Origin of the sequence: Cyanobium sp. T1G-Tous, from assembly GCF_024345455.1 — a bacterium.
Lineage (GTDB): Bacteria > Cyanobacteriota > Cyanobacteriia > PCC-6307 > Cyanobiaceae > Cyanobium_A.
The window spans coordinates 1-15,081 of record NZ_JAGQBD010000018.1 but is presented as its reverse complement, the minus strand read 5'-3'; the positions used below and the strand labels follow the sequence as shown (position 1 = coordinate 15,081).

Here is a 15,081-nt window from a genome sequence, read left to right as displayed (position 1 = left end):
GAATAGAGTGAGCAGTCGAGAAAAGAAGCAGGCAGTCCCTTGCATTAACCAGAGGGATAACGATTCAGTTGGTTGATCATTTTGGCGACCATGGCGCTCCAGCCGGTCTGGTGCGATGCGCCAACACCTCGGCCATTATCGCCATGAAAATATTCGTTGAACAGGAGCAAATCGCGCCAGTGGGGGTCGCTCTGGAAAAGCTCTACATCACCATTGAAGGCACGGCGTCCAGATCCATCCCGCCTAAAGATCCCAACTAGCCGCTTCTCAAGCTGCAGGGACACCTCCCAGAGATTTAACCAGTTGCCCGAGCGGGAGGGAAACTCGACCTTGAAGCTATCGCCGTAGTAATGGGCAAACTTCTGCAGCGACTCAATTAGCAAGAAATTAATCGGCATCCACACCGGGCCCCGCCAGTTGGAGTTACCCCCGAACATCGCCACCGGGCTATCGGCGGGGCTGTAGGCCAGGGTCTGACTGTCAGCACCCTCAGTGAAGGTATAAGGATGATCGCCATAGACCTTAGAGAGAGAACGAATGCCATAAGGCGAGAGAAACTCCTCTTCGTCGAACAGCCGCTCACAGATCCGACGCAACCGATCTTCAGGCACCAGAGTATACAGAATACGATCATTGTGCCACTGGCCAAGGTGATGCTCTAGCCAGGTAGGTGTGGTGCGCTCGTGCACAAACCAAGCCATACTATTGAGCACATCAAGCACTGGGAGGCGCTCGACTGTTTCACGATCAAAACTGGCCACCGCTAGCAGGGGAACTAGGCCCGAAAGGGATCGAGTGCGCAGGAAATCGGTAGTGCCATCAGGCCGCTTGATCACGTCGTAATAGAAGCCGTCGTCGTCGTCCCAATTAAGGAATCCCCGATCTGATGGTGCATTCAAGGTGAGGGCAAGCTGGGTAAAATCATAAACAAAGCGCTCACAGGTATCGGCATACTCTGGCTCCTCACAGCTCAGTTCCACTGAAATGTTCAGCAGGTTGAGGCTCAGCGATGCCATCCAGGCCGTGCCATCACACTGCTCGATGCGGCTGCCATCTTCGAGAGGAAAGCGGCGATCAAATACCGCAATATTGTCTAGACCAAGGAAACCACCCTCAAACACATTGTCGCCGGAGCGATCGTTGCGGTTAGCCCACCAGCCGTATTCGAGTAGAAGTTTGCGCAGGGCAGACCTTAGGAAAGGCTGATCTGCCTTGCCGCTGTATTTGTGATCGATCTGATAGATGCGCATGGCAGCCCAGGCACCGATCGGCGGATTGGGATCAGATAGAGCCCATTCGTAGGCAGGGGTCTGGGCACTAGGGGCAGTGAAGTGGGGGCTGCGCAGCAACATGGCCTGCTGCTTGGCCATCTCCGGATCCACGATGGCAAACGCAACCGCATGGAACATCAAGTCCCACTGGCAAAAATAGGGGTACTCCCAGGCATCCGGCATCGAGATGATGTTGTGGGCGTGCAGCCGCTGCCACTGGGCCGTCTCGGTATGCCAGCGGTTTGCTGGTGGTGCTGGCTGGGTAGGGTCCCCCTCAAGCCAGCGCAACACACTCCAGCCGTAATACTTCTTGCACCAAAGCAAACCGGCCAAAGCCGAGGTGTGGATCAGGCGATCCTCCCCATTGATCCCGGGCAGGACAGCCTCAAAGAAGCGATGGCACTCCTGTTCTCGAGCGCTAAAGAGCGCATCAAATGAGTCGCCAAATTCAGGCTCCTGCGAGAGCAAAGTATCAGCCTGCAGCCTCTGCCGCAGGCGAAGCTCAACGCACCACTCCTCATCCGGGGCGAGGGTGCGCTGCACCAGCCGTGCTGCCTTAGTGCCGGTATGGGCAGGATTGATAGCGCCTATCTCCCCGTCTATCAGATAACGGTGAAATCCATCCTTCTGAAATTGAGTGGAATTAGGCTGGCCGTAAAGATGCTGGTGGTTGGTTTCATTATCGGTAAACAACCACTCGCCCTGCTCGCGGCAGAGCAGCTCATAGACACCGAGGTTGGCCAAGTCGGAGGTGACAACACGATCATCCTCAAGAGTCATCGGTTGCCGATACTCATCGGGATAGCCCCAACCCCAGGTATTGCGCATCCACAGAGTGGGTAATAGGGCAAGCGGTGCTGGATCCGGCCCACGGTTGGTGACCCGAATGCGGATCAGCAGATCAGTAGCTGCAGCCTTGGCGTATTCAACAACAACATCGAAGTAGCGGCTGTCATTAAAGATGCCCGTATCGACCAGCTCGTATTCGGGCTCGCTGCGGCTGCGCCGCCCGTTCTCATCCACCAGGTGCTGATATGGAAATTCAGCCTGCGGATACTTGTAGAGCCCCCGCATGAAGCTATGGGTGGGGGTGTTGGCGAGGTGGAAGTAGTAATCCTTGAGATCTTCACCGTGGTTGCCTTCAGGATTACCCAGGCCGAATGGCCGCTCCTTGAGGACCGGATCCACACCATTCCACATCGCCAGGGAGAAGCAGAGCCGGCACTCTTCGTCGCAGATCCCCAATAAACCGTCTTCGCCCCAGCGATAGACGCGGGACCTGGCCTGATCGTGAGGAAAGGAGCGCCAGGCATCGCCATCGCCGGAATAATCCTCGCGGACGGTGCCCCATTGACGATCGGGGAGGTAGCTGCCCCAGAGGCTCCAGGGCTGCATACCCTTATCGCGCTCGCTGATCCGCTCGACTTCTGGGTCGCTGGTCAAAGCGGGAGTGGTGGTCATCGCAGTGCTGCCCCCAAACCATCGGCAATGCGCAGGGCATTGGCGATCACGGTGAGACCAAAGCCCATGGCCGGGCAGGCCGGGAAAGTACTGGCATCAACGATGGTGAGATTGGCCACCTCATGGCTACGGCCATCGAGATCCACCACCGACGTGGCCGGATTGACTCCCATGCGGCAGGTGCCGCAGCTGTAGCCCATGGCCGATAGGGGCGCCTCACCGCGGGGATGGGTGGGGGCTTCCCTCACCACATGGCAATCCGGATCAGCCTCCACCGCCTTAAGGGTGTCGATCCAGCGATACACGAGGCGATCATGGGCCTCGCGGTTGTTGGCCTGATAGGTGACCTGAATGCGATCACCCCGCAGGCTGATGCGGTTGTGGGGGTCGGGCAGCACAGGACTCATCGCCCACCAGCTGATCGAACGGGAGGCAAGCTGCTCGAGGCCGAAGTTGGGCAGCAGCTTGGTCACCAGGGACAGTACCGGCGGCGACTCGGCAAACAGGGCATCCTGCAAAACACCGCCACCGTTCTGAATCGAACCAAGGGGGAAGGAGACATTCTTGTCGCCCCAGAGGTAGTCGTTAATGCCGTAACTACGCCCATAGCGGCCACTGTTGGCCTCAGTGGCCAACTGCAGAATCGAAGTGAGCTGCAGCTTCATCAGGTTGCGGCCCACTTGGTCGGAGCCGTTTGCTAAGCCACGCGGATGCCGGTCGGTCGCTGAACGCAGCAGGATCGCGGCGCTGTTGATGGCGCCGGCGGCTAGCACCACCTTATGACCAAAAAACAGCCAGCTCTGACCATCCAGCCGCGCTTCCACACCCCGAACCTCCGTTCCGCTGGGGTTGACGTGCAGGCGTTGCACCTCAGCTCCGGTGCGCACCACCACCGTGGCGGAGGCCCGGGCCGGATCCACCCCAAACAACTCCGCGTCACCACTGGGATCGGCACTGGACTGGGACCAGCTCAGCGGCAGGGAATAGGGATTCAGCCCCTGGCGAACCAAGGCCAGCCGCAACTCCTCAAAGAACGGCTCAACGGGCTTGGGGGCCATGCCGTAGTCGGCGGCCGCTCGCGGTTCGGTGGGATCCACACCCCGCTGACCATGCACCCGATAGAGGGCCTCAGCTTGGTCGTACCAGGGTTCGAAATCTGCGTAGCTAAGCCCCCAGGCTGGAGCCTGCCCCCCCTGTAAATGAAGGCCAGCAAACTCCTGCTCCCTCAGCCGCTCGAGCACCCCACCCCAGATCTTGGTATTGCCGCCGAGGGCGTAGATCGTCTGAGGAGAGAAGGGATCGCCGTCGGTGCCAAACCATTGCTCCTTGGGGTGATAGCGGTCCTTGCGGAACAAATCCACATCGGCGACGTTCTGATCAGCGAGGGGCATCTGCTCCCCCCGCTCCAGCACCAGCACTGCCAATCCTGATGAGGCAAGCGAATTGGCGAGGGTGCCGCCGCCAGCCCCACTGCCGATGACAATTACGTCGTAATGGTTGTCGTCGATGATCATGAATGGTTCCTCAGCTGCGCTGCCAGACGTAAAGGAGAACGAAGAGGATGATCCAAATCACATCCACAAAGTGCCAGAACAGGGATGTGGCCTGAACGCCCTGCTCCCCACCCGCATAGTTCTGGGGAATGAAAGATTTCACCAGCATCAATCCCATCAGGAACACCCCCGTGGCCACATGCAAGCCATGGAAGCCGGTAAGCAGATAAAAGGTGCCGCCGAATACACCACTAGTGAAGCCAAACTGCAGACCACTCCACTCAACGGCTTGGCCGTAGAGGAAATAGGCGCCAAGGGCCATGGTGAGTAGCCAGAAAGCCCGAAATCCCATCAGATTCCCCTTACTCATACAGCGCTCTGCCAGCCAGATCGTGCCCGAACTAGAAATCAATACCACCGTGTTGAGCAGGGGCGTGCGCCACTCGAGGCCTTCCACACCGGGGGGGAGCCAATTGAGTGCAGCGGTTTTCAGCAGGGCGAAGCCGCTGAAGAATGCCAAAAAGATGACACTCTCAGAACAGAGAAAGATGACGAAGCCCGTGAGGTTGTGCTTCGGGTGCTCAGTGTTCAAATGAGGTGTAGCAGTCATGCGCTGGCCTCCTGAAGGGTGAGCTGATTTTCAATCTCTGCCTGGTGCTCAACCAATGGCTCTCCAGTGCCGTAACCGTAGGGGCGTGCAATCACTGTCGGCACGTGCTCACCAAAGTTGTCTTCAGGTGGCGGGGATGGCAGCAACCACTCCATGCCAATGGCATTCCAGGGGTTGTGGGGGGCTTTTGGGCCCCGCACCCAGGCACTCACCATATTGAGCAGGAAGGGAATAATCGACACTCCCAGCAAGAAGGCGCCCAGGCTGGCCAGCACATTCCAGAAGGCAAATTCCGGGTCGTAGCTAGAAACCCGCCGGGGCATGCCCATCAAACCGAGAGGGTGCATGGGCAGAAAATTGAGGTTGGCACCAATGAAGGTGAGTAGGAAATGGACCTTGCCAAGGCCCTCGTAAGGCATGCGGCCAATGAATTTGGGAAACCAGTGATAGATAGCGGCAAAGATTCCCATCACCGCTGCCCCATAGATCACGTAGTGGAAATGACCCACCACGAAATAGGTGTTCGATACGTGAATATCGACCGGCACCGTGGCCAGCATGATGCCAGTGATGCCGGCAAATACAAAGTTGAACAGGCCACCCAGGCAAAAAAGCATTGGTGTGGTGAGTCGCAGCTTGCCGCGCCAAATGGTGCCCAGCCAGGCAAACACCTTTACCCCCGTGGGCACGGCAATCAGCATGGTGGAAAACATAAAGAAGTTGCGCATCCACTGCGCCACCCCACTGGGGAACATGTGGTGCACCCACACGACTAAACCCAGTGCCACGATGATGAAGGAGGCCAGGCAGACGTAGACGTAGCCAAATAGTGGCTTACGTGAATAGACAGGAAACAGCTCGGAGAAGATGCCAAACACCGGCAGAATGATCACATACACGGCCGGGTGGGAATAAAACCAGAAAAAGTGCTGATAAAGCACTGGATCGCCACCTCCCTCTGGTTGATAAAAGCTGGTGCCAAAGCTGAGGTCCATCAGCAACATCACCGCCCCACCTGTAAGGGCCGGCAGGCCGATCAACTGCAGACTTTGGGCTGCAAGAGCCGTCCAGCAGTACACCGGCATCCTGAAAAAGCCCATGCCAGGGGCCCGCATCCGCAGAATCGTGGTCACGAAATTGATCGCCCCCATGATCGAGGACACCCCCGATAGGGCAACGGCTGTGATCCACAGGCCTTGGCCATTAATAAAGTGGCCCAGCGGGTTCTGGGTGCTCACCGGTGGATAGGACCACCAGCCGGAATAGGCCGGCCCACCAGGAACGAAAAAGCTGCCGATCAACAGGGCGCCAAAAATTGGCACCAGCCAGAAGGCCACCGCGTTTAGCCGCGGAAAGGCCATATCTGGAGCACCGATCATCGTGGGGATCAGCAGGTTGTTGAGGCCATTCAGCACCGGAAAGATGAACAGGAACAGCATGATTGTTCCGTGCATCGTGTAGATGCCGTTGTACACCGTGCGATCCACCAGATCAGCCGGAGGTGTAATCAGCTCTCCTCGGATGATCATGGCTAGCAGGCCACCGATCAGAAAGAAGAAAAAGGCCGTAACGATGTACTGAATGCCAATCACCTTGGCATCGGTGTTGAAGCCGAAGTAACGGCTCCAGGAGGTGTTTTCAGGAGGACTGGGCGGGAAGGTAGCGGAGGTCATTGGGCTCAGGCGTCGTGCGGCAGGGTGTTGGATCCGGGAACGTTCACCTGGGGCGGTGGAGCTGGCGGCACGGTGGCCCAGCCTGGATTCTTCAGCTGCTTGCGCTCGCCGTATTCGATTACTGCATCACTTAGGCCAGGCTGCAGTGGCTGGCTAGCGGCGTTCTTCAGCCAAGCCTGGTAGGCCTCGGGGCTCTCGACCACCACATCGGCCTGGTTGGCGGCAAACCAGGTGCCACTGAACTGGGAATCGCGCAGGCGGTAGCGCCCCTGCCGCGTTGGAGTGAGATTGAAGTTGATCGCCCGGCCAGGGATTACGTCCTGCTTGAGGCGGAAAGCTGGAATGTAAAAGCCATGAATAACGTCGTCTGACACCAAACGGAAGCTGACGGGCTGATCAACCGGCAGATGCAGCTCGGTGGTGGAAACATTGGCGCTTGGATAGCGAAATTCCCAAGACCACTGGCGGGCAATCACCTCCACCTGCTCGGCCGGCAAGCGATCGGCGGCGTAGCCCCCCTGGTCTTCCACCGGATTAGCCAAATGGATGTGCTCCATCGGCCCAAGAACTCCGAGTTTGGTGTTGACGCGCATGGCGTAAACCGCGATAGCCATCACCAGCAGTAAGGGAATGACCGTCCAGATCACCTCGAGCCGGGTATTTCCCTCAATCGGCTCCGCATCGCTCTCGTCGTATTTCTCGGCGCGGTGCTTAAGCAGCACCCAAGCCATCACCGACACCACCGCCCCAAACACGAAGGTGCCGATGCCCGTTTCAAAGCTGAACAGCCCATCGACCAGTGGTGCCGCAGTAGAGGCCTGCACCGGCAACCAGCTGTAGGACTGCTGGGCCATCCACCAGCTGAGGGCCACCAACAGCCCAATCCAAGCCAGCAAGCCCGCTAAGCCGGCGCTGCTGATTGGTGGGCGGGAGCGGTCAGAGGAGTTACTCACGGCAGGGCCTCGGTGAGATCAGCGCCAGCGGCAAGAAGTTGGTCGGCGGTGATGTGAACACCGAATTCAGCTGCAAGCTCGGCGCCGAGGGTGCCGTGCAGCCCGATCACAAGAAATAAGCCCAAACCCACCAGCAGGTAGAGCCACTGCACCTGACGCCCCATGTCACGACGCCAGACAAAGCGCTGATAGCCGCGCCACACCGTCATGGCGACGATCACAAGCAGGATCAAAACCCCACCGACGCCATGCACAAGCATCGTCTCCATGCTCTGCAGTCCGATGCTGCTGGTGACTCCGGGCAGGGGCACTGCCAGCAGCATCTCGTAGAAGCCCGCGGCCACCGTGAAGAAGGTAACGATGGAGCAGGCCAGCAGGTTGTACCAACCCACATCGTGGAAGCCCCCGCGGGTTACGGGCAGGGCTAGGAAGCGAAACACCCGCTTCTCCACCGGATATAGGGCACCGGCAATATCGAAGGCGATGGCAATCACGAACAGACCGATCGTGAAATGCACCAGGTTTGGATGAATTGGCAGGGCATAGGGAAGCCCGTTGGGCCCAAGATCAGCTGCCAACTGCTCGATCGGTGAGCCCGCCGGAATGAAGGCGGCCATCACACCAGCCCTGAGCGCATGGCTTGCACCACCGGCACCGTGTGCAGGCCGTACACCCAGATCAACTGATTACCAAGGGTGACCTGCAAAACGATCAGGGCACTGAGCAGCCCACCGGCGCCCAGAAATGCCAAGGGCAACTGCTGAGGGTCCTTACTGCGAATTACATAACGCCAGCCCGACATCAGCGACAACACTCCAGCCAACGACCAACCGATTGTGCTGTGCAGATTGAGGATCTCGCGGGAGGCGCCGTAGGGATTGGCCAGCCCAGCCTCAATCTGGCCAAACATAATTGCCACAAAGATGGCAGCTGTGGCAAATAGGAGATTCCAAAAGCTGACCTCAAACAGAGCTGGCCGGCGGGTTACAACTCCGATGAGATCAAAGACAAAGGTAATCAGCCCCATGGCAATCACAAAGTGCACAACGATCGGATGGATGGTGTCCATCCAAGGGAGGTTGTGATCGTTGAGCGGCGGTAGCAGCTCAAGCATGGTGCCCATACCAATCACGATTGATCTCCACGCTGGAGAGAGCGATCGGGCAACGCCGAAAGCTGTGATGCTTTACTACATATCCATGAGCATTTCCTGACAGCGAGCTCCTGTTGCGCGGCGATTAAAGTTGCAAGTTAATTGCCTCTATCTCGGTGACAGTTCCCGCTTCTCCCGCCCTGCGCTGGGTCACCGCAGCCCTGCTGTTTGCTGCTGCCGGGCTGTCGGTGGTGCTGCCATTTGTCTCGGCCACCTTGCTCACCATCGCCGTTGGGGCCGTATCGGTGATTGCCGGGGTGTCCCAAATACTGCGTCTCACTGGCGAAGCCGATATCAAAGGAAAAATCTTCCGCCTGTTCTCAGGCCTGCTTTATCTGGGCGGCGGCGTCTGGGTGCTGGCATTCCCAGTTGCCAGTGAGGTGAGCTTGACGCTGTTTGTCGGCTTCCTGCTTGCTTTTCAGGGCGTGATGGAGCTAGCCGCCGCGGCCACCGGCCAGGGAGCGGCTCGCGGCTTGGTGCTGATTGACGGCATCGTCACCGCCGTACTCGGCGGCATGCTGATTGCCGAGTGGCCCTCCGACAGCATCTGGGCGATCGGCATGTTGTTTGGCATTGGCATGGCGTTTTCCGCAATCAACCTGCTCACGGCCCCACCAAGCCAGCCGGCCAGTTGAGCGGCAGCTCGCCAATGGCCGCCGCATCGAGGCGGCGGGGATCGGCCACCCCCAAGCTGCCGCCCTCCGGCAACACCTCAACACTGTTTGCCGATCCCATAGCGGCCGTAACAACTACTCGGTGGCCTTTCGCCTCCAGTAGTCCCACGGTGTCAGGGCTGAGTCCCTGCTCCACGCTGATCTGATCGGGCCAGAGCTGGGAGTGAATGCGGGGGCTGGCCACGGCTGATGCCAGGTTCAAGCCATGCACCAGGCGGTTGAGCAGCACCTGCAACACCGTTGTGATGATGCGACTGCCACCAGGGCTGCCGGTAGCCAGCCAGGGCCGGCCATCGGGGCGAAACACCAAGGTGGGCGTCATCGAGCTCAGGGGACGCTTGCCCGGGGCGATGGCGTTAGCGCTGCCCTGCACCAGGCCGTAGGCATTGGCCACACCGGGCTTGGCGGTGAAGTCATCCATCTCGTTGTTGAGCAGGAAACCGGCACCAGGAACGCTGATGCCACTGCCGTAGGCGAAGTTGAGGGTGGTGGTGAGGGCCACCAGCCCGCCCTGAGGGTCGGCCACTGAAAGGTGGGTGGTGTTGGTGCCGCCAAGCTGGAAACCCTGGGCCGCTAGCTCGCTGGCGGGGCGATGGCGCTGAAGCTGGATCTGGGCCCGCAACCGCTGCGCATGGGCCGCGCTCAGCAACCGCTCCAACGGCATCGCCACCTGGTCGGGATCGCCTAGCCAGTGGTTGCGATCGCGATAGGCGAGGTTCATCGCCTCCACCATCCGGTGCAGGCTGGCGGCACTGTTGAGACCCAGCTCGGCCAGGGGCATGGGCTCGAGCACCTGGAGCAGCTGCACCAGGGTGACCCCGCCACCACTGGGGGGCGGCATGGTGAGCACCGGATGGTTGCGGAATCTCACCTGCAGGGGGCGCACCAGCTGGGCCCGGTAGCCCTTGAGGTCGGCATGGCGAATCAGGCCGCCCCGTTGGCGCATCAAGGTCACCAATGCGTCAGCGATCGGGCCCTCGTAGAATCCCGGCTCGCCCTGGTCGGCGATGCGCCGCAGGCTGGCGGCAAGCAAGGGCTGGCGCCACAGCTGGGCAGGTCGCAGGGGGCGCTTAAGAAACAGCTGGCTGGAGGTGGGGTCTGACTGCAGCAGGGGTGTGGCCTGGCGCAGGGAATCGGCCAGTTCCTTGCCCACAGGAAAACCGCGGCTGGCCAGGCGGATCGCCGGCGCCATCACCGCGGCCCGCGAGAGCCGGCCATAGCAGCGCTGGCTGAGCAAAAGACCGGCGGGGCTGCCAGGCACGGCCACACTCAACAGGCTGCGGGTGGCCCGCTGACGATCCACCTCGCCTTCGGGGCCGAGGAACATCCCAGCGGTGGCTGCCAGGGGCGCCGTCTCGCGAAAGTTCACGGCCACCGCCGTGCCGCGGCCAAGCCGCAGCTCCGGGGCGGTGGGGCAGCCCCGGCCCGCAGCCGGTGATGGCCCGGGCAGCCACAGCACCAAAAAACCACCGCCGCCGAGGTTGCCCGCCTGGGGCAGGGTGACCGCCAGGGCAAAGGCCGTGGCCACCGCCGCATCCACCGCATTGCCGCCGCTGGCCAGGATCTCAGCGCCCGCCAGCGATGCCCAGCGCTCCTGGCTGGCCACCATGCCGGCGGCGGACCACTGGGGGTGGAAGCGCTGGCTGCGCTCCTGCAGCACCTCTGCCTGGGCTGGTGCGGCCAGCAGCGTCGCCAGCGCTAGCGAAGGCCAATTAACAACAACAGGGCTCATGGCCTGCTGGGGGCGCCGTAGCCCCCACCGCCGGGGGTCTCAATGCGCAGGGCAACACCTGGCTGGAGCTCCAGCTCGCAGCAGCCGTCGAGCTGCCGGCTCGTGCCATCAACCCCAATCCAGGTGTTGCGGCCGCAGGCGCCCGGCAGCCCGCCGGCCAACCCCGCGGGAGCCACCCGCCGCGCACCGGAGATCAGGGAAACGGTCATCGGGGCCAAAAAACGCAACTGCCGCACCGCCCCATCGCCGCCACGAAACTGCCCTTCCCCGCCCGATCCGGCCCGGATCCCAAAGCGCTCCAGCCGCACCGGAAAGCGCGTTTCCAAAATTTCCGGGTCGGTGATACGGGAGTTGGTCATGTGGCTCTGCACAGCGGCCGCCCCGTCAAAGCCGGCACCACCGGGGCGGATGCCGGCACCACTTCCCCCACCGATCGTTTCGTAGTACTGGCATTGGCCATTGCCAAAGCTGAGGTTGTTCATCGTGCCCTGGGCGGCGGCTTGCACTCCCAGCGCCGCAAACAGAGCGTTGGCTGCCGCTTGGGAGATTTCCACATTGCCGGCAACCACCGCCGCCGGTGGCTTGGGATGCAGCAGGGAGCCCGGCGGCACGATCAGCTCGATCGGCTCGAAGCAGCCGGCATTAAGGGGGATCTGTTCGCCCACCAAGCAGCGAAACACATAGAGCACCACCGCCTTGGTTACGGCTAAGGGGGCGTTGAGATTGCCGCTGTGCTGGGGCGAGGTGCCGCTGAAATCAACCTGAACCCGGAGAGCCGCAGCGTCGATGCGAACAGCTACCTGGATGAAGGCGCCGTGGTCGAGCTCCACCCGGGCAGACCCGTCGCTGAGGTGCGCCAGCGCCTGGCCCACCGCCTCGGCAGCGTGGGCCTGCCCGTGGGCCATGTAGGCCCGCACCTCTGGGAGGCCATGGCGCTCAATCAAGCGCCCCAGCTCCTGAACACCCAGCCGGTTAGCCGCCGCCTGGGCCTGCAGATCGGCAAGCAACTGGTCGGGGTTGCGCACGGGATGGCTACCGGCAGCTAATTGCTGCCGCCACAGCGACTCATCAAAGTTGCCATTGCTCAAAAAGGGCACGTTGTCGAGTAGCAGGCCCTCATCGTCGATGCTGCGACTGAAGGCCGGCATCGAGCCAGGGGTGATGCCGCCCACATCGGCGTGGTGGCCGCGGCAGGCCACAAAAAACAAAGGGGCCCCAGCCTGGGAGTCGCCCAAGCCAGGGACAAAAACCGGCGTAATGGCGGTGATGTCTGGTAGGTGGGTACCGCCGTTGTAGGGATTGTTTGACAGCACCACATCGCCAGAAGCCAATGGGGGACGCTCGCCCCGGGCGATAGCCGCAAGCAGGCTGACCACGCTGTCGCCCATCGAACCAAGGTGCACCGGGATATGGGGGGCATTGGCTACCAGCTGACCCGCCGCATCGAAGAGGGCGCAGGAGAAATCGAGCCGCTCGCGGATGTTCACCGAGCGGGCGCTCTGCTGCAGCCGCCCGCCCATCTGCTCGGCGATGGCAGCAAAGCGGTGGTTGTAGAGCTCAAGCAGGGTGGGATCGGGACCCTGCTCCACAAGTTCAACAGTCTGATCACCAGCCTGGTCAACCCCGCCGCCTGCCGCCGCCGCGCCGGCCCGCTCCAACAGCAGGGCTCCATCGCATAGCACCAGGGCTTGCCAGCCAGGCTCCAACACGGTGGTGCTGGTCGCATCGACAACCAGGGCTGGACCCTCGAGCCTTTGCTGGGGCTGCAGCTGGGAGCGCTGCCACAGCGGCACCGGCCGCCAGCCGGCCGCCTCGCCCAGCCACAGGGGAGTGGTTGGGGCAGCAAGCGGGGCTGCATCCCAACCAGGGCCCTCAGCAACAGCCTGCCCTCCAACCACCACCGGGGGAGCCAGCTCCACCAGCAGGCGCTCCACGATCCAGTCTTCGCCCACCGGGCGATAGCCGAAGCGCTGCAGATGGGCGGCGCTAAAAGCTCGCTGCAGGTCTTCCACCCCTTGCTCGTCTGGCAACCACGCCACCTCCAGACCCCGCTCACTGCCGGCGGCCCGCAGCTCCAGCTGCACCCCAATCCGGCCAGTGGCCCCCTCGGCCAAATCCCCCAGCCGGCGCAGGTCGGCGAGGCCCTGCTGCTCCAGCTCAGCGCAGCGCTGACGCAGCAGGGGCAGGCTGTCGGAGCGCAGCGGCAACCGCGGCGAGCACTCCAGCAGCAGCCTCTGCTCGGCCATGCCGAGGCCATAGGCGGAAAGCACCCCCGCCAAGGGGTGGAGCAACACCCGCGTCACAGCCAGCACCTCGGCCAGGCGGCAGGCATGCTGACCGCCAGCCCCGCCGTAGCTCACCAACAGGGCCTCGCGCAGGTCGTGGCCGCGTTGGATCGAGATGCGGCGCAGGGCTTCCGCCATCGTTTCAATAGCGATCTGCAGGGCCCCTGCCGCCAGCCGCTCCGGACTGATCCCAGGTGCCACCGCATTCATCTCAAGCGCCAGCTCCGCAAACCCTCGCCGCACCGCTTCCCCATCAGCGGCTTGGTCGCCCTTGGGGCCAAACACCGCTGGCAGGGCGGCAAGCGGCAGACGGCCGAGCAGCACGTTGGCATCGGTGATGGTGAGCGGCCCGCCGCGGCGGTAAGCCGCCGGACCGGGATCAGCGCCTGCAGAAACAGGCCCAACCTGCAGCCGCCTGCCGTCAAAGCGCAGCACCGAGCCGCCGCCAGCAGCCACGGTGTGAATCGGCAACATCGGAGCTTGCAATTCCAGGCCAGCGATCTCGGTGGCAGGGCTGCGCTCCCAGGCCAAATCACCGCCTGCGTTTGAAAGGCAGCGGTCATCGAAATGGAACACATCGGTGGAGGTGCCACCCATGTCGAAACCAACGATCGGCTGCGGCGGCAGCCCAGCGGCAGCAAGGGCCCTCCTGCCCACTGCCACGGCGCCCACCATGCCTCCGGCCGGCCCCGAGAGGATCGTGTCTTTGGCCAGCAGCAGCTCAGGCGCTGCCAGAGCCCCACTGGATCGCATCACCCGCAGCCGGGTTGCTGGCCCCAAGGCCCGCTGCACCTGGCGCAGGTAGCGGCCCAGCACCGGCGCCACCGCCGCCTCCACCAGGGCGGTCTGGCCGCGGGGCACCAGCCGGGGCTGGCTGCTGAGCCGATGGGAGAGCACCACGGCCTCGAAGCCCATGGGTGCGAGCCACTGCTCCAACTGCAGCTCCTGGCTGGGATTGCGGGTGCTGTGCAGCAGGGCCACCGCGCAACTGCTGTAGCCGTCGGCCTGGGCTTGCAGCAGCTGCTGCTGCAAATCCTCTCCCCACTGCAGCGCCTCAAGCTCGAACCCCTGCGCATCCAGGCGCCCCTCCACCTCCAGCACCCGCACCCGCAGGGGGTTGGGCCGCTGAATGGCCAGGGCAAAGAGGTCGGGGCGGTGCAGGTCGCCGATGCTGAGCAGGTCGGCAAAGCCCCGGTTGATCAGCAGCACCACCCCGGCGCCGCGCTGCTCCAGCAAGGCATTGGTGGCCACGGTGGTACCGAGCCTCACCTCCCGAACCAATCCCAGCGGCAGGGGGTAGCCGGGCGCCAGGCCCAGCACGGCCCCGATCGCCCGCACGGCCGGGTCCCCCGGGCACTCCGGCTGCACCGACAGCACCTTGCGCACCACCAGCTCGCCGGCGGGACTGCAGCCCACCACGTCTGTGAAAGTGCCACCCCGATCAACCCAGAACCGCCAGCCAGGGGCGGAACAGACCGGCTGCACTGGCTCAGCGGTAGTTCTCAAACTGCAAAGGCACTTCCACGTCCTGGGCCTTGAGCAGGTTGATCGCCTGCTGCAGGTCGTCCTTGTTTTTGCCGGTGATCCGCAGGCTTTCGCCCTGGATCGAAACGGTCACCTTCTTGAGCTCATCGCGCACGGTTTTGCTCAGCTGCTTGGCCAGCTCAGAGCTCAACCCTTTGCGCAGTTTCACCACCTGCTTGACCCGGTTGCCCCCCACGGGCTCGGGGCTCTGAAAGTCAAAAATCTTCAGCGAGAGGTTGCGCTTGGTTGCCT

At 62.2% G+C, this 15,081-nt stretch carries 11 protein-coding genes; 1 reads left to right on the top strand and 10 read right to left on the bottom strand.

The window, feature by feature from the left end; genetic code table 11:
• Positions 1–44: 44 nt before the first annotated feature.
• Genes KBY75_RS10735 through KBY75_RS10705 form a run of 7 tightly spaced genes read right to left on the bottom strand, consistent with a single transcriptional unit; the run spans position 45 to position 8,575 of the window.
• The gene (locus KBY75_RS10735; RefSeq protein ID WP_255023889.1) at positions 45–2,732 is read right to left on the bottom strand and encodes an MGH1-like glycoside hydrolase domain-containing protein; all 2,688 of its coding nucleotides are present in this window, start codon (positions 2,730–2,732) and stop codon (positions 45–47) included.
• Positions 2,729–4,246, bottom strand: coding sequence for a GMC oxidoreductase (locus tag KBY75_RS10730; protein ID WP_255023888.1), 1,518 nt, complete (start codon positions 4,244–4,246; stop codon positions 2,729–2,731). The genes KBY75_RS10735 and KBY75_RS10730 overlap by 4 nt, the downstream gene beginning before the upstream one ends.
• Before the next feature lie 10 nt (positions 4,247–4,256).
• Complete coding sequence (locus tag KBY75_RS10725) at positions 4,257–4,835, bottom strand: heme-copper oxidase subunit III (protein WP_255023887.1); 579 nt, start codon at positions 4,833–4,835, stop codon at positions 4,257–4,259.
• Positions 4,832–6,508, bottom strand: a complete 1,677-nt coding sequence (locus KBY75_RS10720) for a cbb3-type cytochrome c oxidase subunit I (protein WP_255023886.1) — start codon at positions 6,506–6,508, stop codon at positions 4,832–4,834. The genes KBY75_RS10725 and KBY75_RS10720 overlap by 4 nt, the downstream gene beginning before the upstream one ends.
• 5 nt (positions 6,509–6,513) lie before the next feature.
• On the bottom strand, positions 6,514–7,461 hold the full coding sequence (locus KBY75_RS10715) for a cytochrome c oxidase subunit II (protein ID WP_255023885.1): 948 nt from the start codon (positions 7,459–7,461) through the stop codon (positions 6,514–6,516).
• Positions 7,458–8,078: a DUF2231 domain-containing protein gene (locus tag KBY75_RS10710; protein ID WP_255023884.1), complete on the bottom strand. Its 621-nt coding sequence runs from the start codon at positions 8,076–8,078 to the stop codon at positions 7,458–7,460. The genes KBY75_RS10715 and KBY75_RS10710 overlap by 4 nt, the downstream gene beginning before the upstream one ends.
• A complete protein-coding gene (locus tag KBY75_RS10705) occupies positions 8,078–8,575 on the bottom strand; it encodes a DUF2231 domain-containing protein (protein ID WP_255023883.1) in 498 nt (165 codons plus the stop codon). The genes KBY75_RS10710 and KBY75_RS10705 overlap by 1 nt, the downstream gene beginning before the upstream one ends.
• Before the next feature lie 155 nt (positions 8,576–8,730).
• Between KBY75_RS10705 and KBY75_RS10700 the strand changes: the two genes are divergently transcribed.
• Positions 8,731–9,249, top strand: a complete 519-nt coding sequence (locus KBY75_RS10700; RefSeq protein ID WP_255023882.1) for an HdeD family acid-resistance protein — start codon at positions 8,731–8,733, stop codon at positions 9,247–9,249.
• Here the strand turns inward: KBY75_RS10700 and ggt are convergent.
• The 3 genes from ggt to KBY75_RS10685 all read right to left on the bottom strand — a co-directional run.
• Complete coding sequence (gene ggt / locus KBY75_RS10695; protein ID WP_255023881.1) at positions 9,218–11,020, bottom strand: gamma-glutamyltransferase; 1,803 nt, start codon at positions 11,018–11,020, stop codon at positions 9,218–9,220. The genes KBY75_RS10700 and ggt overlap by 32 nt on opposite strands.
• The gene (locus tag KBY75_RS10690; protein ID WP_255023880.1) at positions 11,017–14,790 is read right to left on the bottom strand and encodes a hydantoinase B/oxoprolinase family protein; all 3,774 of its coding nucleotides are present in this window, start codon (positions 14,788–14,790) and stop codon (positions 11,017–11,019) included. The genes ggt and KBY75_RS10690 overlap by 4 nt, the downstream gene beginning before the upstream one ends.
• Before the next feature lie 4 nt (positions 14,791–14,794).
• Positions 14,795–15,081 (bottom strand): DUF520 family protein (locus tag KBY75_RS10685; RefSeq protein WP_255023879.1); only part of this gene is annotated, 287 nt, incomplete at its 5' end.

Coding starts and splice junctions, on each gene's coding strand:
- KBY75_RS10735 (WP_255023889.1), bottom strand. CDS start 2,732: ATGACCACCACTCCCGCTTTGACCAGCGACCCAGAAGTCGAGCGGATC.
- KBY75_RS10730 (WP_255023888.1), bottom strand. CDS start 4,246: ATGATCATCGACGACAACCATTACGACGTAATTGTCATCGGCAGTGGG.
- KBY75_RS10725 (WP_255023887.1), bottom strand. CDS start 4,835: ATGACTGCTACACCTCATTTGAACACTGAGCACCCGAAGCACAACCTC.
- KBY75_RS10720 (WP_255023886.1), bottom strand. CDS start 6,508: ATGACCTCCGCTACCTTCCCGCCCAGTCCTCCTGAAAACACCTCCTGG.
- KBY75_RS10710 (WP_255023884.1), bottom strand. CDS start 8,078: ATGGCCGCCTTCATTCCGGCGGGCTCACCGATCGAGCAGTTGGCAGCT.
- KBY75_RS10705 (WP_255023883.1), bottom strand. CDS start 8,575: ATGCTTGAGCTGCTACCGCCGCTCAACGATCACAACCTCCCTTGGATG.
- ggt (WP_255023881.1), bottom strand. CDS start 11,020: ATGAGCCCTGTTGTTGTTAATTGGCCTTCGCTAGCGCTGGCGACGCTG.